The 17,748-nt window shown below is 68.4% G+C and carries 19 protein-coding genes; 7 read left to right on the forward strand and 12 right to left on the reverse strand.

All coding sequences use genetic code 11. The annotated features are described in order from the left end of the window. Nucleotides 1-3: 3 nt before the first annotated feature. Both A5695_RS20380 and A5695_RS20385 read left to right on the forward strand, forming a co-directional pair. Nucleotides 4-1,029: an NAD(P)H-dependent glycerol-3-phosphate dehydrogenase gene (locus tag A5695_RS20380; protein WP_068086297.1), complete on the forward strand. Its 1,026-nt coding sequence runs from the start codon at nt 4-6 to the stop codon at nt 1,027-1,029. A gap of 258 nt (nt 1,030-1,287) precedes the next feature. Further along, on the forward strand, nt 1,288-2,841 hold the full coding sequence (locus A5695_RS20385; protein ID WP_068086300.1) for a SulP family inorganic anion transporter: 1,554 nt from the start codon (nt 1,288-1,290) through the stop codon (nt 2,839-2,841). 9 nt (nt 2,842-2,850) lie between these two features. On the opposite strand, the gene A5695_RS20390 is transcribed toward A5695_RS20385, so the two are convergent. The 3 genes from A5695_RS20390 to grcC1 all read right to left on the reverse strand — a co-directional run bounded on the left by A5695_RS20390 (nt 2,851) and on the right by grcC1 (nt 5,304). Next, complete coding sequence (locus A5695_RS20390; protein WP_068086303.1) at nt 2,851-3,207, reverse strand: type II toxin-antitoxin system HicB family antitoxin; 357 nt, start codon at nt 3,205-3,207, stop codon at nt 2,851-2,853. 153 nt (nt 3,208-3,360) lie between these two features. Further along, complete coding sequence (htpX, locus tag A5695_RS20395) at nt 3,361-4,215, reverse strand: zinc metalloprotease HtpX (protein ID WP_068086306.1); 855 nt, start codon at nt 4,213-4,215, stop codon at nt 3,361-3,363. Between the two features lie 72 nt (nt 4,216-4,287). Then, complete coding sequence (grcC1, locus tag A5695_RS20400) at nt 4,288-5,304, reverse strand: nonaprenyl/(2E,6E)-farnesyl/geranylgeranyl diphosphat synthase (RefSeq protein WP_068086310.1); 1,017 nt, start codon at nt 5,302-5,304, stop codon at nt 4,288-4,290. 15 nt (nt 5,305-5,319) lie between these two features. Here grcC1 and menJ point away from each other — a divergent pair, with 15 nt between their 5' ends. Further along, complete coding sequence (gene menJ / locus A5695_RS20405; protein ID WP_197515566.1) at nt 5,320-6,567, forward strand: menaquinone reductase; 1,248 nt, start codon at nt 5,320-5,322, stop codon at nt 6,565-6,567. 91 nt (nt 6,568-6,658) lie between these two features. Next, nucleotides 6,659-7,012 carry a DUF732 domain-containing protein gene (locus tag A5695_RS20410; protein WP_068086312.1) on the forward strand — a complete coding sequence of 118 codons (354 nt, stop codon included), beginning with the start codon at nt 6,659-6,661 and terminating at the stop codon, nt 7,010-7,012. A 7-nt stretch (nt 7,013-7,019) separates the two neighbouring features. Here A5695_RS20410 and A5695_RS20415 read toward each other — a convergent pair whose 3' ends face one another. Then, the gene (locus A5695_RS20415; protein WP_068086314.1) at nt 7,020-7,712 is read right to left on the reverse strand and encodes a demethylmenaquinone methyltransferase; all 693 of its coding nucleotides are present in this window, start codon (nt 7,710-7,712) and stop codon (nt 7,020-7,022) included. A gap of 55 nt (nt 7,713-7,767) precedes the next feature. Here A5695_RS20415 and A5695_RS20420 point away from each other — a divergent pair, with 55 nt between their 5' ends. After that, on the forward strand, nt 7,768-8,592 hold the full coding sequence (locus A5695_RS20420) for an SDR family oxidoreductase (protein WP_068086316.1): 825 nt from the start codon (nt 7,768-7,770) through the stop codon (nt 8,590-8,592). A gap of 103 nt (nt 8,593-8,695) precedes the next feature. Then, nucleotides 8,696-10,159: an FAD-dependent oxidoreductase gene (locus A5695_RS20425; protein WP_068086318.1), complete on the forward strand. Its 1,464-nt coding sequence runs from the start codon at nt 8,696-8,698 to the stop codon at nt 10,157-10,159. A 281-nt stretch (nt 10,160-10,440) separates the two neighbouring features. Here the strand turns inward: A5695_RS20425 and A5695_RS20430 are convergent, their stop codons facing one another. Together A5695_RS20430 and A5695_RS29190 are read right to left on the reverse strand one after the other, a co-directional pair. Next, nucleotides 10,441-10,683, reverse strand: a complete 243-nt coding sequence (locus A5695_RS20430; RefSeq protein WP_231974914.1) for a hypothetical protein — start codon at nt 10,681-10,683, stop codon at nt 10,441-10,443. Next, on the reverse strand, nt 10,680-11,168 hold the full coding sequence (locus A5695_RS29190) for an alpha/beta hydrolase fold domain-containing protein (protein ID WP_082946205.1): 489 nt from the start codon (nt 11,166-11,168) through the stop codon (nt 10,680-10,682). The genes A5695_RS20430 and A5695_RS29190 overlap by 4 nt, the downstream gene beginning before the upstream one ends. 20 nt (nt 11,169-11,188) lie before the next feature. Between A5695_RS29190 and A5695_RS20440 the strand changes: the two genes are divergently transcribed. After that, on the forward strand, nt 11,189-11,965 hold the full coding sequence (locus A5695_RS20440; protein WP_231974916.1) for an RNA polymerase sigma factor: 777 nt from the start codon (nt 11,189-11,191) through the stop codon (nt 11,963-11,965). Between the two features lie 11 nt (nt 11,966-11,976). Here the strand turns inward: A5695_RS20440 and A5695_RS20445 are convergent, their stop codons facing one another. From A5695_RS20445 to A5695_RS20470, 6 genes are all read right to left on the reverse strand, one after another. Continuing rightward, nucleotides 11,977-12,600, reverse strand: coding sequence for an FHA domain-containing protein (locus tag A5695_RS20445; protein WP_068086330.1), 624 nt, complete (start codon nt 12,598-12,600; stop codon nt 11,977-11,979). Between the two features lie 132 nt (nt 12,601-12,732). Next, nucleotides 12,733-13,887, reverse strand: coding sequence for a glycosyltransferase family 1 protein (locus A5695_RS20450; RefSeq protein ID WP_068086333.1), 1,155 nt, complete (start codon nt 13,885-13,887; stop codon nt 12,733-12,735). A gap of 89 nt (nt 13,888-13,976) precedes the next feature. Continuing rightward, nucleotides 13,977-14,492: a DUF3592 domain-containing protein gene (locus tag A5695_RS20455; protein WP_197515567.1), complete on the reverse strand. Its 516-nt coding sequence runs from the start codon at nt 14,490-14,492 to the stop codon at nt 13,977-13,979. A 7-nt stretch (nt 14,493-14,499) separates the two neighbouring features. Beyond that, nucleotides 14,500-16,125 (reverse strand): 2-succinyl-5-enolpyruvyl-6-hydroxy-3-cyclohexene-1-carboxylic-acid synthase, encoded by a 1,626-nt coding sequence (menD, locus tag A5695_RS20460; RefSeq protein ID WP_068086339.1) that lies wholly within the window; start codon nt 16,123-16,125, stop codon nt 14,500-14,502. Between the two features lie 120 nt (nt 16,126-16,245). After that, the gene (locus A5695_RS20465; protein ID WP_068086342.1) at nt 16,246-17,028 is read right to left on the reverse strand and encodes an alpha/beta fold hydrolase; all 783 of its coding nucleotides are present in this window, start codon (nt 17,026-17,028) and stop codon (nt 16,246-16,248) included. Next, on the reverse strand, nt 17,025-17,748 hold a 724-nt coding region (locus A5695_RS20470; protein WP_082946206.1), incomplete at its 5' end, for an o-succinylbenzoate synthase. The genes A5695_RS20470 and A5695_RS20465, both read right to left, overlap by 4 nt.

Genomic DNA, 17,748 nt, shown 5'->3' on the forward strand with positions numbered 1-17,748 from the left:
GCCATGGCAGCAACGATGCGTGAGCCCAATGTCGTGGTCCTCGGTGGCGGTTCGTGGGGAACCACGGTCGCGTCCATCTGTGCGCGCCGCGGACCGACGCTGCAATGGGTGCGCTCGGAGGAGTCCGCGAAGGACATCAACGAAAACCACCGCAACAGCCGCTACCTCGGCAACGACGTGGTGCTCAGCGACACGCTGCGCGCCACCACCGACTTCGCCGAGGCGGCCAACTGCGCCGACGTCGTCGTCATGGGCGTTCCGTCCCACGGTTTTCGCGGCGTGCTGACCGAGCTGGGCAAGGAACTGCGACCGTGGGTGCCGGTGGTGTCGTTGGTCAAGGGGCTCGAGCAGGGCACCAACATGCGGATGTCGCAGATCATCGAAGAGGTACTGCCCGGTCATCCGGCCGGCATCCTGGCGGGACCCAACATCGCGCGCGAGGTCGGCGAGGGTTACGCCGCCGCGGCGGTGCTGGCCATGCCCGACCAGCACCTGGCCACCCGGCTTTCCGGGTTGTTCCGCACCCGGCGCTTCCGGGTGTACACCACCGACGATGTCATCGGGGTCGAGATGGCCGGGGCGCTGAAAAACGTCTACGCCATCGCCGTCGGGATGGGCTACTCGCTGGGCATCGGGGAGAACACCCGTGCGCTGGTGATCGCCCGCGCGCTGCGCGAGATGACCAAGCTCGGGGTGGCCCTGGGCGGCAACCCCGAGACCTTCCCTGGCCTGGCGGGCCTGGGTGACCTCATCGTCACCTGCACCAGCCAGCGCAGCCGCAACCGTCACGTCGGTGAACAACTCGGCGCGGGCAAGCCGATCGACGAGATCATCGCCTCGATGAACCAGGTCGCCGAAGGGGTCAAGGCGGCCAGCGTGATCATGGAATTCGCCAACGAGTTCGGCCTGAACATGCCGATCGCCCGGGAGGTCGACGCGGTGATCAACCACGGATCGAGCGTCGAGCAGGCCTACCGCGGGCTGATCGCCGAGGTCCCGGGCCACGAGGTGCACGGTTCGGGCTTCTGACGTGGCCGTCTGACGCGGTCAACTGACGCGGCCAAATTCAAATCTTTGCATTCCATATGGGCCTGGCCCGTCCGCTTGACCCTTGGTTTGCCAGCAAAATACCGTCGATGCAGCAGCCAGGGATTCCCGGCCGTGCCAGTGTGGGTCCGGCCGGGTCGTAACCGTTTGTGCGCCAAGAGTTTACGCCGACGTAATACAGCGCAATATGGGGCGGATATCGGAACATCCCCCGCTAACACCTAACGAGGGAAGCGACCGATGCAAAACATCGAACAGCTCGGCAATCAACCTCACGATCAGACCACTAGCCCCCGAAAAGACCGCGTGCGGTCGATCATCCGGCACGACCTGCCTTCGTCGCTGGTCGTCTTCCTGGTCGCCCTCCCGTTGTCGTTGGGGATCGCGATCGCGTCCAACGCCCCGGTGCTGGCCGGCCTGATCGCCGCCATCGTCGGCGGCATCGTGGTCGGCGCCATCGGCGGGTCGCCGCTACAAGTCAGCGGCCCGGCGGCCGGGCTGACGGTGGTGGTGGCCGACTTGGTTTCCGACTTCGGTTGGGGCGTAACGTGTTTCATCACCGTGACCGCGGGCGCCCTGCAGGTGTTGTTGGGGCTCAGCCGCGTCGCGCGGGCGGTGCTGGCGATCTCGCCGGTGGTCGTGCACGCCATGCTGGCCGGCATCGGCATCACGATCGCGCTGCAACAGGCGCACGTTCTGCTGGGTGGAAAATCCAAGAGCACGGCCTGGCACAACGTCATCGAGCTGCCGGGGCAGATCATCGACGCCCACCGTCCTGGGGTCCTCCTGGGCGCGCTGGTGATCGCCATCCTCGTCTGCTGGCGGTGGGTTCCCGCCAAGGTGCGCCGCGTACCCGGCCCGCTGGTCGCGATCGTGGTCGTGACGGTGGTATCGGTCGTCTTTCCGTTCCATGTGCGACGCATCGACCTCGACGGGTCGCCGCTGGACGCGCTGCAGCTGCCCGACATTCCGCACGACGGCTGGGGCGCGGTCGCGATCGGGGTGATCACCGTCGCGCTCATCGCCAGCGTCGAAAGCCTGCTGTCCGCGGTGTCGGTCGACCGGATGCACAACGGGCCACGCACCGACTTCAACCGCGAGTTGGTCGGGCAGGGTGCCGCCAACATGGTGTCGGGCACCATTGGCGGCCTGCCGATCACCGGTGTCATCGTCCGCAGCTCGACCAACGTGAACGCGGGCGCCAAGTCGCGCGCCTCGGCGTTGCTGCACGGCGTCTGGATCCTGCTGTTCACTATCCCGTTCGCCGGACTGGTCGACGAAATACCCACCGCCGCGCTCGCCGGGCTGCTCATCGTCATCGGCATCCAGCTGCTCAAGCCGGCCCACATCGAAACCGCGACGAAGCACGGCGATCTCGCCGTGTACGTCGTGACCGCCGTCAGTGTCGTGTTCCTCAATCTGCTGCACGGGGTGATGATCGGGCTCGCGCTGGCCATCGCGCTGACCGGTTGGCGGGTGATCCGGGCGAAGGTCGAGGCCACGTCTGTCGACGGCGAGTGGCAGGTGCAGATCGAGGGTGCCGCGTGCACCTTCCTCGCGCTCCCGCGGCTCACCCGGGTGCTGGCATCCATTCCCACCGGAACCGTTGTCACCGTGGTTGTTTCGGTGCACTACCTGGACCACGCGGCGCATCAGACGATCAGCGACTGGCAGCGCCAGCACGAGGCCACCGGCGGCACCGTCAACATCCGCGGACGGTTCGAGACGGGCCATGCCGCTCGCAGCAGTGCCGGTGAGATCGTCGAGCCCGAAAGGCCCGGGGCCGCTGCATGATTGGGGGGCTCAATCCCACCCAGAGAGCCCGAAGGTGTCGCTCGGCGCCCTGCCGCTGAGCTTCTGCACGATCCACTGGTTCATCGGCACACCCTGCTCGGTGGCTTCCAGCGCGAGGCGGGCATGCAGCTCGGGTGAGGTCCTGACGATGAACTTCCCGCTGTAGCGGCGCTCGGACAGCGGTTCCGGTATCGAATCACCGCAGGCACGCAGCACCTCGACATGCTCGGTGACGGCCTCCTCGATGGCGGCCACGGCCTGGGGGGCGGTTGGCGCCTCGCGCCTCAGGTAGGGCATTTCCACACAGACGCCCAGATAGTCGTCGTAGTCGGGCAACCACTGGGCTCGGTAGGTGTAGTGGTTCACGCGAGATTGATAGCACGGGCGATATCAAACTCGGGAGTCACACATCCCCAAGGCGGCCTCTCTCCGGACCATATGGCTCTCGGTGAATTTGATATCGCGGGCGATATCAAATCCCGCGGCGCCGCGCGCCATCGCCTAGCCGCGCGCCATCGCCTAGCCGCGCGCCATCGCCTCCAGCCGGCGGATGCGGTCCTCGATCGGCGGGTGCGTCGAGAACAGCGAACCGATCCGCTCGCCCGCGCGGAACGGGTTGGCGATCATCAGATGCGCCTGGCTGGCCAGCTGCGGCTCCGGTGGCAGCGGGGCGGCCTGGACCCCGCCCGAGATCTTGCGCAGGGCCGACGCCAAGGCCAGCGGGTCGCCAGTCAACACCGCACCCGATTCGTCCGCCTGGTACTCACGCGACCGGGACACCGCCAGCCGCACCACGGTGGCGGCAATCGGGCCCAGGAACGAAACCAGCAGCAGCGCAAAGGGATTGCCCTCTTCGTCGCGGTTGCCGCCGAAGAACATCGCCACGTAGGACAGCGCGGTGATGATCGATGCCATCGCTCCGGCGATGCAGGAGATGAGGATGTCCCGGTTGTAGACGTGGGACAGCTCGTGTCCCAGGACCGCGCGCAGCTCCCGTTCGTTGAGGATCCCCAGAATGCCGGTGGTGCAGCACACGGCGGCGTTGCGCGGGTTACGACCCGTCGCGAACGCGTTGGGCGCGTTGGTGTCGCTGATGTACAGCCGGGGCATGGGCTGGTGCGCGGCGGTGGCGAGCTCGCGCACGATCCGGTACATCACCGGGGCCTGCAGCTCGGATACCGGCTGTGCGTGCATCGCCCGCAGCGCCAGCTTGTCGCTGTTGTAGTAGGTGTAGACGTTCATGCCGATGGCGAACAGCACCGCCAGGAACATCGCCGTCCTGCCGAACAGCGAGCCCACGAACACGATCAACGCGGACATACCGACCAACAGGGCGAAGGTCTTCAGCCTGTTGGCATGGGGATGCCAGGTCATCGGTGTCCTCCTTGGAGCATCAACTATCGCTCATTGAACGCCTGAAACGGCGGCCAAGGTTCCCCGGACGCGCTATCCGTGCCGGCTGATGGTGTAGTCGACCAGCGTCCGCAGCGCCTGCCGGCCGGGAACGTCGGGCAGGAGGGCCAGCTCGTCGCGCGCTTGCCCCGCGTATTCAGCCAGCGTCTGCTTGGCCCTGGCCATCCCCGGGGACGCCCGCAACAGCGCCAGCGCCTCGGCCACCGCCTCGTCGTCGTCGATGGGCCCGGCCAGCAGCTCGCGCAGCCGCGCCGCGTCAGGCCCGGGTTCGCGCAGCGCGTAGACCATCGGCAGCGTGTGCACGCCCTCACGCACGTCGGTGCCGGGCTGCTTGCCGGACTCGTGCGAGTCGCTGTCGATGTCGATGATGTCGTCGGAGATCTGGAAGGCGGTGCCGACGATGCCGCCGAGCCGGCTGAGCCGCTCGACCTGCTCGGCGTCGGCGCCCGAGAACATGGCGCCGAACCGGCCCGCCGCGGCGATCAGGCAGGCGGTCTTTTCGTACACCACCTTCAGGTAATGCTCGATCGGATCGGCCCCTTCGGCCGGTCCGGTCAGGCCGCGCGTCTCCCGCATCTGCCCGGTCACCAGCAGGGCGAAGGTCTCGGCGATCAGCCGCACCGCCTCGGGCCCGAGCCGCGACACCAGCCGCGACGCGGTGGCAAACAGGTAGTCACCGGCCAGGATCGCAACGTTGTTCCCCCAGCGGACGTTCGCGGTGGGCGCACCGCGGCGCACCTCCGCCTCGTCCATCACGTCGTCGTGGTAGAGCGTGGCCAGGTGCACCAGCTCGATCACCGAGCCGGCGATGGTCACCTCATGCGCGTCGGGGTTCGGCCCGATCTGGGCGGACAGGACGGTGAACAGCGGCCGGAATCGCTTGCCGCCGGCCTTGAACAGGTGCGTCAGCGAGTCGGTCATCACCTCGTCGGCGCTGCGCAGCTCGGCGTCCATCAGCTGCTCGATCCGCCCGACGCCGTCGCGCACCGTCGCGGCGAAGGCAGGATCGCCGAAGTCGATGCCCGCCACCACCGTCGCCGGAGTACTCACCCGACCAACATACTGGTGAGCGTGGAGACGAAAGCCGACCTGGTGGTCGTGGGCGCCGGACCGGCCGGTTCGGCGGCGGCCGCGTGGGCTGCGCGCGCGGGCCGCGACGTGCTGGTCATCGACTCCGCGAGCTTTCCCCGGGACAAGGCGTGCGGTGACGGGCTGACGCCGCGCGCGGTCGCCGAATGTGAGCGGCTCGGGCTGGGCGACTGGTTGGACACCCGCATCCGGCATCGCGGCCTGCGGATGAGCGGGTTCGGCGGCCAGGTCGAGGTCGACTGGCCGGGCCCGTCGTTTCCGTCGACCGGCAGCGCGGTGGCCCGCCTCGAGCTGGACGACCGGATCCGCAAAGTCGCCGAGGAGTCCGGCGCGCGGATGATGTTGGGCACCAAAGCCGTTGCGGTGCATCATGACTCGTCCGGGCGGGTGGTGTCGCTGACGTTAGCCGATGGCACGCAGGTCGGTTGCCGGCACTTGATCGTGGCCGACGGGGCCCGTTCTTCGCTGGGCCGCAAACTGGGCCGGCGCTGGCATCAGGAGACGGTGTACGGCGTCGCGGCCCGCGGGTATCTGGCCACCCCGCGCGCCGACGACCCGTGGCTGACGTCGCACCTGGAACTACGCGGACCCGACGGCTCCAAGGACAAAGTGCTGCCCGGCTACGGCTGGATCTTCCCGCTGGGCAACGGCGAGGTGAACATCGGCGTGGGGGCGTTATCGACGTCGAAGCGGCCGGCCGACCTCGCGCTGCGACCACTGATCGACTACTACACCGACCTGCGCCGCGAGGAATGGAGCTTCACCGGGCCGCCGCGGGCGGTGTCGACGGCGCTGTTGCCGATGGGCGGCGCGGTGTCCGGGGTGGCGGGGCCCAACTGGATGCTGATCGGCGACGCCGCCGCCTGCGTCAACCCCCTCAACGGGGAGGGCATCGACTACGGGATGGAGACCGGGCGGCTGGCCGCCGAGTTGCTGGACTGCTGCGGCCCGTCTCAAGACCTCTCGCGGGCATGGCCGTCGCTGCTGCAGCGGCACTACGGCCGGGGATTCTCGGTCGCGCGCCGGCTGGCGCTGCTGCTGACCTTTCAGCGCTTCCTGCCCGCGACCGGGCCCATCGCGATGCGCTCGCCGACGCTGATGACGATCGCCGTGCGGGTGATGGCCAACCTGGTCACCGACGAGGACGCCGACTGGGTCGCGCGGGCCTGGCGGGGCGGCGGCCGGTTGTCGCGGCTGATCGATCGCCGGGTGCCGTTCAGCTGAGCCAGCTGACCTGCGCAAACGGTTATCGTGCCTGATTGGGGCCGTGGGCATTTTTCCGCGGACTTCAGGTGAGCGGTGTATAGTCCGGCTAATGAAGGGAACGAAGCTGGCTACTATCGGCGGCCTCGCCGCCGCCGCCCTCGCGCTGGCCGCGCCGGCGCTGGCCTCGCCGCCGCCGTCGAACGACTACGACGCCCCGTTCAAGAACACGGTCAACGGGTTCGGCATCTATCAGCCGCAGGACCAGCTCGCCTGGCTGGGCAAGATCACCTGCGACCGGATCGGCCGGGGCGTGGACGGCGACCCGTACAAGTCGGCCAACTTCATCCAGCACAACCTGCCCCGGGGCACCACCCAGGGCCAGGCGTTCCAGTTCCTCGGGGCCGCGGTGGACCACTACTGCCCCGACCAGGTCGGCTTCGTTCAGCGGGCCGGCGCCCACTAGCCCGTTCTCAGCGCAGGGGCTTGTAGGCCGCGTGTAGCGCCACGATGCCGCCCGTGAGGTTGCGCCACCGCACCGCCGCCCACCCGGCCCGGGAGATGTCGTGCGCCAGGTGCGACTGGTCCGGCCACGCCCTGATCGACTCCGCGAGGTACACGTAGGCGTCGGGGTTGCTGGACACCGCGCGGGCCACCCGCGGCAGCGCCCGCATCAGGTACTCCTTGTAGGCGGTGGCGAACAGCCCATTGGTCGGCGTGGAGAATTCGCACACCACCAATCGGCCGCCCGGCCGGGTGACGCGGGCCATCTCGCGCAGCGCCGCCTGCGGGTCGACGACGTTGCGCAACCCGAAACTGATTGTGACAGCATCGAATACGTCGTCGCCGAATGGCAGACGGGTGGCGTCGGCGGCGACTTTCGGGACATCGCGCGCGGCACCCGCGGCGAGCATCCCGACCGAGAAGTCGGCCGCCACGCACCACGCCCCCGATTTCTCCAGCTCGACGGTGGACACCGCGGTGCCCGCCGCCAGGTCCAGCACCTGCTGGCCGGGGCCGGTCGCCAGCGCCGACCGGGTGGCAGTGCGCCAATACCGGTCCTGCCCCAGCGACAGCACGGTGTTGGTCAGGTCGTAGCGGCGGGCGACGCCGTCGAACATCGACGCGACATCCCGGGGGTCCTTGTCCAACGCCGCGCGACTCACGAGGGAAACGCTACCGCCCGGGAATTACGCGGTGACATCGGCGTTGCAACACTGCGTGACTGAAAAAGTTTGGTTTATCACCGGTACCTCGCGAGGATTCGGCCGCGCATGGGCGATCGCGGCGCTGGAGCGCGGCGACAAGGTCGCCGCCACGGCCCGCAACTTGGCATCGCTCGACGACTTGGCCGAGAAGTATGGCGACGCGCTGTTGCCGATCCGGTTGGACGTCACCGATCGGGACGCCGACTTCGCCGCGGTCAAGCACGCGCACGACCACTTCGGCCGCCTGGACATCGTGGTCAACAACGCCGGTTACGGGCAGTTCGGGTTCGTCGAGGAATTGTCCGAGCGGGACGCCCGGGATCAGATCGAAACCAACGTCTTTGGGGCGCTGTGGATCACCCAGGCGGCTTTGCCGTACCTGCGCGACCAGCGCAGCGGCCACATCATCCAGGTTTCCTCGATCGGAGGCATCACCGCGTTCCCCTTGGTCGGGATCTACCACGCGTCCAAGTGGGCGTTGGAAGGTTTTTCGCAGGCGCTGGCTCAAGAGGTCGCCCCGTTTGGCGTGCATGTCACGCTGATCGAGCCGGGCGGCTTCGACACCGACTGGGCGGGTGATTCGGCCAAGCACGCCGACCCGCTGCCGGCGTACGACGAGGTGCGCGCGGCCGTGGAGGCCGAGCGCAGCACACGGTGGGCCAGCCCGGGCAATCCGGAGGCATCGGCCGCGGCACTGCTGAAGGTGGTCGACGCCGAAAAGCCGCCGCTGCGAGTCTTTTTCGGCGCATCGCCACTGGCGACGGCCAAGGCCGACTACGAGAGCCGGCTGCGCACCTGGGAGGAATGGCAGCCGGTCGCGGAGCTCGCTCAGGGGTAGCGAGGCGCGCACGTCGGCACCCACAAACTGAGTAGTCGATTACGCATGTCGGCCGCCCGGTGCGGACCCATACTTGTGGGCATCTGCGAGGAAAGGCGTTCCGATGTCCGCACCCCAGTCCGCGCCGGTGGAAACCTGCGACGTCTGCATCGTCGGAGCCGGCATCGCCGGGTTGAATGCCTTGTTCGCCGCTAGCCGATATTTGTCGCGTGAGCAGAAGGTGATCCTGATCGACCGCAGGACACGCGTCGGCGGCATGTGGGTCGACGTCTACCCCTATGTCCGCCTGCACCAGCCGCATCCCATGTTCACCGCGGGCAACATCGGGTGGACGCTCGGCAAGGATCGCAGTTATCTGGCGACCAAGGGCGAGGTGCTCGCCCACTTCGAGCACTGCATCGACGTGATCAGGCAGCGGGTCGGGGTCGAGGAGTATCTCGGCTGGGACTTCGAGTCCGCCGAAGAGCTGAACGGGACCGTGCGGGTCACCTGCAGGGCCCCCGACGGCCGAGAGCTCGTTGTCGCGACCAAGCGCCTGATCAAGGCCTATGGCCTCGGGATCACGCCGAACGAACCTCTCGACATCTCGAGCGAGCGCGTCCATTCGGTATCGCCCGACTACTGCGACGTGCGGGCGGGCGACATCAGGGACAGCGATGCGCCCGTGTGGATCATCGGCGGCGGAAAAACCGCGATGGACACCGCGCACGCACTGATCACTACCTACCCCGGCCGCGAGGTCAACCTGGTCGCCGGCCGCGGCACGTTCTTCTCCAGCCGCGACGACCTGTTGCCGAGCGGCGCCCGCCGTTGGTGGGCGGGCACACCGCTGAACACGGTCGCCGCACAGGTAAGTCACCGGTACGACGGCACGAACGAATCAGAGGTGCAGCAGTGGTATCGCGCCACGCATGGCACATTCCTGACCCCCCAGGCGGACAACTTTGTGTTGGGCGTGCTGTCCGAGGCAGAGAACCGCACGATCGCCGCCGGGCTCAACGACCTTGTGATGGACTATTTCGAGGACGCGGTCGATCGCAACGGGACGACCGAGTTGGTGTTCCGCAGCGGGTCAACGACGACGATCGAAGCGGGCAGCTGGGTCGTCAACTGCACGGGTTACGTCAAATTCCCCGACGAACACCCGTACGAGCCCTACGTTTCACCAAGTGGCGCAGTCGTTTCCATCAATGTTCGGTCGGCGATGCTGCACCTGCCGGCGTTCATGGGCTACTTCCTGGGCCACCTGATGTTCCTGGGCAAACTCAGCGATATCCCGCTGTACGAAATTGACTGGATGAATCTGCGGCAGAAGGCGCCACTGGCGTTTCCGTACGTGCTCTTCGCGCTCGTTCAGCACAACCTCGGCCTGATCTACGACAACGTCCCCAGCCGCGTATTCACCGAGAACAACCTAGATTTCGATAAGTGGTACCCGTTACCGCGGCGCCTGCCGGGCATGGCACGGTTCATGCTCACACACCGCCGGGAGTGTGAGCGCCAACGCCGCGTTCTGGACACGGTGCGGGAGCGCTTCGAAATCCGTTGCGGTCCGCTCAGCGGGTAGCGGGCGGGTCGACCTCCGTCATCGCATCACGTGATATGTCGTTGATAGCCAAGGCTTTCGCCATCGCGAAAGACCGGTAGCGCAAGACGGGCAGTCGACTACGCGTGTGGGCCGTCTAGCGCCCAGAAGACTTGGGGATGGAAACACTCAACCGAAGCCCTGGCGACCATGGCGCGGTGCATGCCAAACACCCGGACCCGCGCAATGGAAGCCGGTCACCGGGCCGAGCGGACCGACACCGCTGCCAGTCGAATCCACGCCGAAGGTCGGCAGCGCCGCGACTAGCGCACGGTGCGGATGACGAAGGCGTCGATGTTCTCGTCGTAATCGACCGATTCGTCCACGACCAGCTCGCCCACCGGGTGACCGTCCTCGGCGACGGCGATGAAGGTCGATTCCTCGGGGTTGTACGTCACCGCGCCTTGGACGAACATCGCCGCGACCTCGTGCCCGTCGGCCCCGAAGACGACGAGCTTCAATCCTCCGGCATCCTTGACGTACTCCGCCGCCTCCGCGCGCGTCATGACCATCCTTGCGAGTCCTTTCTGTGCCGCCGAGCCGTCAGGGCGTGGGCTGGAAAAACTCGTGTCTCCAGGAGATATTGGCGTAGCGCCTCGGCCATCCGCACGCGCACCGGCGCACCCGAGGTGACCACGTCGACCAACTGCACCGACAGGTGGGTGTGCCCGCGGGCGCGGACGTGCCCGGTCGACACGCCCGCCGCATCGAGCGCCGCGGCGTAGGCCTCGCCCACGTCACGCAGGGGATCGAACTCGGCGCTCACCACGACGACGTCGACGTCCGGCATCAGCCGGTCTGTGCTGGCCGCATCGGTCATCATCCGATGATCCCGCCGCGCCCAGCCGCTGTCATGAGGACGGCAATACTCGACTTGCTTGCCGGCCGGCGCCGACACCCAGCGGCGGCTCGGACCCTTACCAAATGGGTAGGAAACCCTTCCCTTCCGGGAGGAAGAAGTGGCTGCCGCGGTAATTACCGGATGCCCCATAATCCCCGAGCATTTCAGTCATGACTTGCATGACCACCCTGCCGAACAACCGCATCCTCAGCGACGCGGACCTCGCCCGGGCCGCGGCGGCCGGTGATCGCGCGGCGCTGGCCGACATCTACCGCCGCTACGCGGCCCCGCTGCACGCTTACTGCGTCGGCATGCTGCGTGATCGTCACGCCGCGTCCGACTGCGTGCAGGACGTCTTCTGCACCGCCACCACACAGTTGCCGAAGCTCCGTGACGCGGACAAGCTGAGGCCGTGGCTCTACGCCATCGCCCGCCGCAGCGCGCTGCGGACCCTGTCGGAACGCCGCCGCGAGGCCGCCTGCGACGAGCTGCCCGATGATGCGGCGACCGGCCCGGGGCCGTTTACGTTGACGGCCCAGAATGAACTCCGGCAACTGATCACCCAGGCCGCCGACGGATTGTGTGAGCGTGACCGGCGGGTGCTGGAGCTCGCCTACCGCCACGGCGCGACCGGAATCGAGCTCGCGCAAGCGCTGGGCATCAGTTATGACTCGACCAAGAAGGTCCTGCAGCGACTGCGCGACACCATCGAGCGCTCACTGGGTGCGCTGCTGGTGGCTCGCCGCGCTTCTCAGCACGGATGCCCGCAGCTCGCCGCGGACCTGTCCGGCTGGGACCACCAGCTCACCGTCCTGATGCGCAAACGCATTGCGCGCCATATCGAGTCGTGCACCACTTGCGACGAATACCGCCGTAGTGCCCTCAATGCCGTTGCCATGCTCGGCGGCGGGCTACTCGACGAGCTGTCCAAGCCGCCCGGGCGGTAACGACTGAGTGCTCACTTCTGCTGCGTGCGTCGGTCACGCAGCATCGAGCGGTTGACTGCGCCGAGCCGGATCGCCGCGTTGGCCAGCCGGACTCGGCGATCTCCCTCGGCTGTGATGCCGAACTTGTCGTACAGGTGTTGCAAGTGTTGCTTGACGGCTGCTTCGGTGACAAACAACTCCTGGGCCATCCGACGAACCGATGCGGGCTCGGGAAACGGGTCATCGGACACGAAGGGGCGACACAGAACCTTGAGGACGTCGAGTTCGCGCGCGGTCATGCGGGGCGGCCGCAGGATGGACTTGCCGGTTTCGGTTTCTTGATCACCCGGCGCTTCGTCGACCCGTGACATCCAGAAGACCAATCGTGAACTGCCCAGCCGCAACTCGTCGCCGGACCGCAGAATCCGTTCCGCGACGATCTTTTCGCCGTTGACGTAGGTGCCGTTGCGGCTACCCAAATCCCGCACGGACCAGGCTTGCCCGAAATTCTCCAGGACGGCGTGCACCCGCGACACCGTCGGGTCGTGCTCCAACGACACCGCATTGGTCAACGACTTGCCGAGGGTCACCCGTTCACCGCTGAGCGCGATCAGCTCCCGCCCCGACGGCTTCCACACTTCCAAATGGGACGACATATGGACCCTCCTATCAGGCCCATTCTGACCCCACCGCTCAGAAAAAGACCGGAGAACAGCCCGCCGAGCCGAAAATCGCGCGCTCAAAGGCCGCCGCGCGTTGGCGTCAGGACGGTGTGGCCGACCGGCGGCTCACTCCCCCTGGGCGTACCGCTTGGCGAACATCCGCCTGCGGGAGAACGGCGACAACACCGCCTCATAGTGGCCGAGCAGCTCGTCACAGATGACCGGCCAACTGCGGCCCAGCACGCTGCGCCGGGCCGCCAGTGCGTAGCGGTGGCGTTCGTCGATCAGATGGGTGACGGCCGCCGGCAACCTCGCCTCGAACTCGTCGACGCCCAGTAACAGACCGGTGCGCCACGGCGTGACGAGGTCGCGTGGGCCGCCGGCGTCAGGGGCGATCACCGGCAACCCCGACGCCAGCGCTTCCTGCACGACTTGGCAAAACGTCTCGTGCTCGCCGGGATGCACGAAGACATCCATGCTGGCGTACGCCACGGCGAGTTCGTCGCCGTACAGCGCGCCGGTGAAAACCGCTGACGGCATTGCCTTTTGCAACTTGGCGCGGTCGACGCCGTCGCCGACGATGACGAGTTGCACGTCGCCGCGCGCCGCGAGCGGGATCAGCCGCTCCACGTGCTTCTCGGGAGCCAACCGGCCCACGAAGCCGACGATCGGCTTGCCCTGCGGCGACCATCGGCGCCGGAGCGCCTCGTCCCGCCCCGACGGGGCGAACCGCAGCACGTCGACGCCGCGCGCCCAGCGATGCACCCGTGGGAAGCGGTGCTCGACAAGCGATTCCATCGTCACCGTGGACGGCGCCAGGGTGCGGTCGGCGAGACTGTGCAGATGCCGAAACCAGGCCCACGCGGCCCGCGACGTCATCGGGATGCCATAGCTCGCCGCGAAACCCGGTACGTCCGTTTGATACACGGCGACGCTCGGCACCCCCAGCCAGCGGGCCGCCTTGACGCCGCCGTAGCCCAATAGCGCGGGCGAGGCCAAATGCACCACGTGGGGGTCGAATCCGCGCAGCACGCTCACCATCCGGGGCGTAGGCACGCCGAGTGGCAGCGTGGTGACCTTCGGAAACATCCGCGAGGGAACGCGATGCACGCGAATCCCATCGTGGACGCGATCCGCCGGAGTCACCCCGGGAGGGGTATCGGGGGCGATGACGAGGGCTTCGTGACCGGTCCGGCGCAAATGCTCGAGGACCCGGAGCACCGAGTTGCTGACACCATTGACTTCCGGCAGGAACGATTCGGCGACGATGGCAACGCGCACACCACTACGGTGTCAGCGCCGGCTGTCGCGAAGGTTGCCTGCGAGCATACGTCGCGCGAAATCTGCTGGTCGGACGCTGCCAACCGGGGCTAGACCGGTGTGGCCGCGGCCTCGTCACGGCGATCGAGCAGCTTGTCCAGCACCGCCAGCCCGATCAGGAGGGCCGTTGCGGCCAGCCAGCACACCACCGCGATGGAGCCGGCCGGGATGATGGCCAGCCCGGCATTGCGGTGCTGCACCCGAACCAGATTGGGATCGTTCTTGTTGTACTCGACGTAAATCCGCATGCCCGTTGCGAGATGAGACGGATAGAGCACGCCGAGCTCCGGGCGGTACGTGACCCGCTCGGGCGTGACGAACTCGATGGTGGAGCGGCGCGGCCCGGCGCTGAGCACCTCGGCCTGCGCCACCCCCATGTTGTGTTGAATCGCAAGGTCATCGCGCCAGGCGCCGGCGACCAGCAGGACCGACTGCAGGGTGACCAAGCCGGTCACGATGAGCACCGCAACGCGGGCCCAGCGTAACGCGATCCGGGACGCAGTGTTGGGCGGCTTGTCGCTGCGGCCGTGAATCAGTATGTGCGGCAACCTTTTCAGGTGGTTCACGGGATCCTCAAAGCGCCGCTTTGATGGCCGCATGCAGCTGCCGCAGCGACGACCGGTCGGCCTTGACTTCCAGCACCCGCATACCGGACGCGGGTTCGTCGAGCGCCTCGCCGAGCTGGTCGACCTCGATCTGCCGGCTCTCCACGTGATAGGCGCGACACAGCGCACCCACGTCGACGTCGTGCGGCGTCCCAAAGATTCGCGACGACACGTCGGAGAACCGCGGGTCGCCCTGCTCGAGCAGCTCGAAGATGCCACCGCCGTTGTCGTTGGAGACCACGATGGTCAGCTGCCGCGGTGTCGGCTCGGTGGGCCCGATCAGCAGCCCGGAGCTGTCGTGGACGAACGTCAGGTCACCGATCAGCGCGACGGTGCGTCCCTCATAGGCGAGCGCAGCCCCGATCGCGGTGGACACCGTGCCGTCGATGCCGGCCACCCCGCGGTTGGAACGGACCCGGATGCCGTGGGTGTCCAGGCCGACCAGGGCCGCGTCGCGGACCGGGTTGGACGCCCCCAGCACCAGCTGGTCACCGGGCCGCAGGGCGTCGGCCACGGCCGCCGCCACGTGCAGGCCGGTGGTCAGCGGGTGCGCCTCGAGCTGGCCGCGCACCGCGTCGTTGGCGTGCCGGTTAACCTCCGCGCAGCGCCTCAGCCAGGCCGGATTCGGGGTGCCGGTGATGACGGCCCGAGTGCCCGTGGCCAGTGAATTGCCCGAGACGTCGGGCCAGCGCGGGCCGGTGGTCAACGCGTACACCGGCACCTGCGGATCGGCCAGCAGCGCCGACACCGGCCGGTGCAGGGTGGGCCGCCCGAGCATGATCACCTGCTTGGGGCGCAGCAGCGGAAGGGCCAGCGGGTGCAGCGGGTTTTCCGGGGCGGGCGCCGTCGATTCGGCGACGGTCGGTAACTGCGCGAGGTTGGGGTGCGCGCCCGCGCCGTGCCCGGCGATGACGATGGTGTCGGGCGACAGGTCGATGTCCAACGGCTGGTCGAATGTGACCGGCGGCGTGTAGGTCCACGGCCGGCCGCCGGGACGCCCCTGCGGAACGGCGGCGTTCTGGTGTTCGGGACCGGGGACCAGGGGTTCGCGCAGCGGGACGTCGAACTGCACCGGGCCGGCGTTGGCGGTGCGAGATCCGGTGGCAGCGGCCAGAACTCGGCAGGTGGCCGAGCGCCAAGTGGCGTTGAGAGCGTCCAGGCGCTCGGGCGCGTCCTCGGCCAGGCCCAGGCTGATGGCGGCGCGGACCTGCGTGCCGAAGTAGCCCAGCTGCTCCATGGTCTGGTTGGCCCCGGTGCCCAGCATCTCGTAGGGCCGGTTGGCCGACAGCACGATCAGCGGCACCCGCGCGTAGTTGGCCTCCACCACGGCCGGCCCGAGGTTTGCCACGGCGGTGCCCGACGTCATCGCGACACACACCGGGGCGCCGGCGGCGATCGCCAGGCCGATGGCCAGGTAGCCGGCGGTGCGCTCGTCGATGCGGACGTGCAGCCGGACCCGGCCCGCGCGGTCGGCGTCGTGCAGCGCGAAGGCCAGCGGCGCGTTGCGCGACCCTGGGCACAGCACCACGTCGCGGACGCCGCCGCGAATCAGCTCGTCAACGACGACGCGGGCCTGGGTCGTCGAGGGGTTCACTCCTACAGCCTGTCACAGCCCGCCGACCGGGCGCGTGCAGCGGCCGGGCCGCGAGCGTGGAGTTGTCGGGCCAAATCGGCTTGGTTGCGCGCAACAAATCGAACCTTCGGCACGCGGCCCTCAGTTGCTGGCGAAGAACTTCAGCGCCGCGTCGTTGACGGCGTCCGGGCGCTCGAAGAACCCGAGGTGGCCGGCGTCGGGGATCTGCACGTAGCGCCCGTTGGGCAGCGCGTCGGCGACCTCGCGCCCCAGGTAGGGCGGAGTCAGCACGTCGTCGGAGAAGCCGATCACCAACACCGGCGTCGCGATGCTGCGGTAGGCCGGCAGCCGGTTGGTGTACGGGGCGACGTCCAGCTGGCAGCGCGTCCCCGGCGTCGACTTGATCGGCCACATGGAAAACATCGCGATCCAATCGGCGACGGCGACGTCGTCGTTGAGCGTCTTGCGCGAGAAGTTTTCCAGCAGGCGGATTTTCGCGTCGTAGGAGTTCGGCAGCTGGACCCCGGCGTCGGTGAGCTCGGCCTCGGCGTCGCGAAAGAACTGGCGCGCCTTGTCCATGCGGCCGCGGGTGCCCATCAACACCGCGGAGTGCACCAGTTCCGGCCGGGCCAGCATGAGTTCCTGGGCGATGAACGCGCCCATCGACATGCCGACGACGCGGGCCGGTGCGGCGTTCAGGCCCTCGATCAGCGCCGCGGTGTCGGCCACCATGGTCTGCGTCGTGAAACCCTGTGCGTTCTCGGTGGCCCCGATTCCGCGGTTGTCGAAGGTGATGACGCGGTAGCCGGCCGCCAGGAACGCGGGGAGCTGGTACGGGTGCCAGGTCCGCCCGGCGCCGCCGTGGCCGCTGATGAACACCACGGGCTCGCCGGAGCCGCGGTCGTCGTAAGCCAGGTTGATCACTTGGACGACGGTACAAGGAGCGGGTGGCAGGCCGTGACCCGGTCGATCCACCACTGCCGCCGCTGCGGGGGCGCGGCCAGGGCCCGCAGCCGCGCCGGATCGGGGGTCACCGGCCCGACCGCCAAGGCGCCGTCGACGGGCGCCACGACCTCGGCGACGTCGTCGACGAACAACCCGCCGGTGCCCAGCCCGCACGCGTGGCGCAACACCGGCAGGGCCGCCGCCGCGGCCAGCCCGGCCGCGATGCCCACCGCCGAGTCGATCGCGCTGGAGACCACGACCGGGATGTCGATCTGCGCGGCGATCGAGAGCATGGCCGAAACGCCGCCCAGCGGAGCGACTTTGAGCACCGCGATGTCGGCGGCGCGGGCGCGGACGACCGCGAGCGGGTCGTCGGCCTTGCGGATGCTTTCGTCGGCGGCGATCGGCACGTCCGTTTGCGCGCGCAGCTCGGCGAGCTCGGCGACGGTGGCGCAGGGTTGCTCGACGTACTCCAGCGCGCCGTCGGCGGTGAGCGCCGCCACCGCCCGCACCGCCTGCGCGACACTCCAACCGCCGTTGGCGTCGACGCGCACGGTCGGCACGAGCGCGCGCACGGCGTTGACCCGGTCGACGTCGTCGGCCAGCGTCTGGCCGGGCTCGGCGAGCTGCGCGCGCAAACGGACGTGCCGATCGCCGCCGACGAAAGCATCCGCAAGGCCGTCGACGCCGCCCGCGGCG

The organism is Mycobacterium sp. E1747 (assembly GCF_001667775.1).
Taxonomy (GTDB): domain Bacteria; phylum Actinomycetota; class Actinomycetes; order Mycobacteriales; family Mycobacteriaceae; genus Mycobacterium.

Excerpts from the sequence above, each read along its gene's own strand:
- A5695_RS20410 (WP_068086312.1), top strand. The coding sequence starts at position 6,659 with ATGAAGGGAACGAAGCTGGCTACTATCGGCGGCCTCGCCGCCGCCGCC.
- A5695_RS20445 (WP_068086330.1), bottom strand. The coding sequence starts at position 12,600 with ATGTCGTCCCATTTGGAAGTGTGGAAGCCGTCGGGGCGGGAGCTGATC.
- A5695_RS20385 (WP_068086300.1), top strand. The coding sequence starts at position 1,288 with ATGCAAAACATCGAACAGCTCGGCAATCAACCTCACGATCAGACCACT.
- A5695_RS20380 (WP_068086297.1), top strand. The coding sequence starts at position 4 with ATGGCAGCAACGATGCGTGAGCCCAATGTCGTGGTCCTCGGTGGCGGT.
- htpX (WP_068086306.1), bottom strand. The coding sequence starts at position 4,215 with ATGACCTGGCATCCCCATGCCAACAGGCTGAAGACCTTCGCCCTGTTG.
- A5695_RS20430 (WP_231974914.1), bottom strand. The coding sequence starts at position 10,683 with ATGACGCGCGCGGAGGCGGCGGAGTACGTCAAGGATGCCGGAGGATTG.
- A5695_RS20425 (WP_068086318.1), top strand. The coding sequence starts at position 8,696 with ATGTCCGCACCCCAGTCCGCGCCGGTGGAAACCTGCGACGTCTGCATC.
- A5695_RS29190 (WP_082946205.1), bottom strand. The coding sequence starts at position 11,168 with ATGGGGCATCCGGTAATTACCGCGGCAGCCACTTCTTCCTCCCGGAAG.
- A5695_RS20440 (WP_231974916.1), top strand. The coding sequence starts at position 11,189 with ATGACTTGCATGACCACCCTGCCGAACAACCGCATCCTCAGCGACGCG.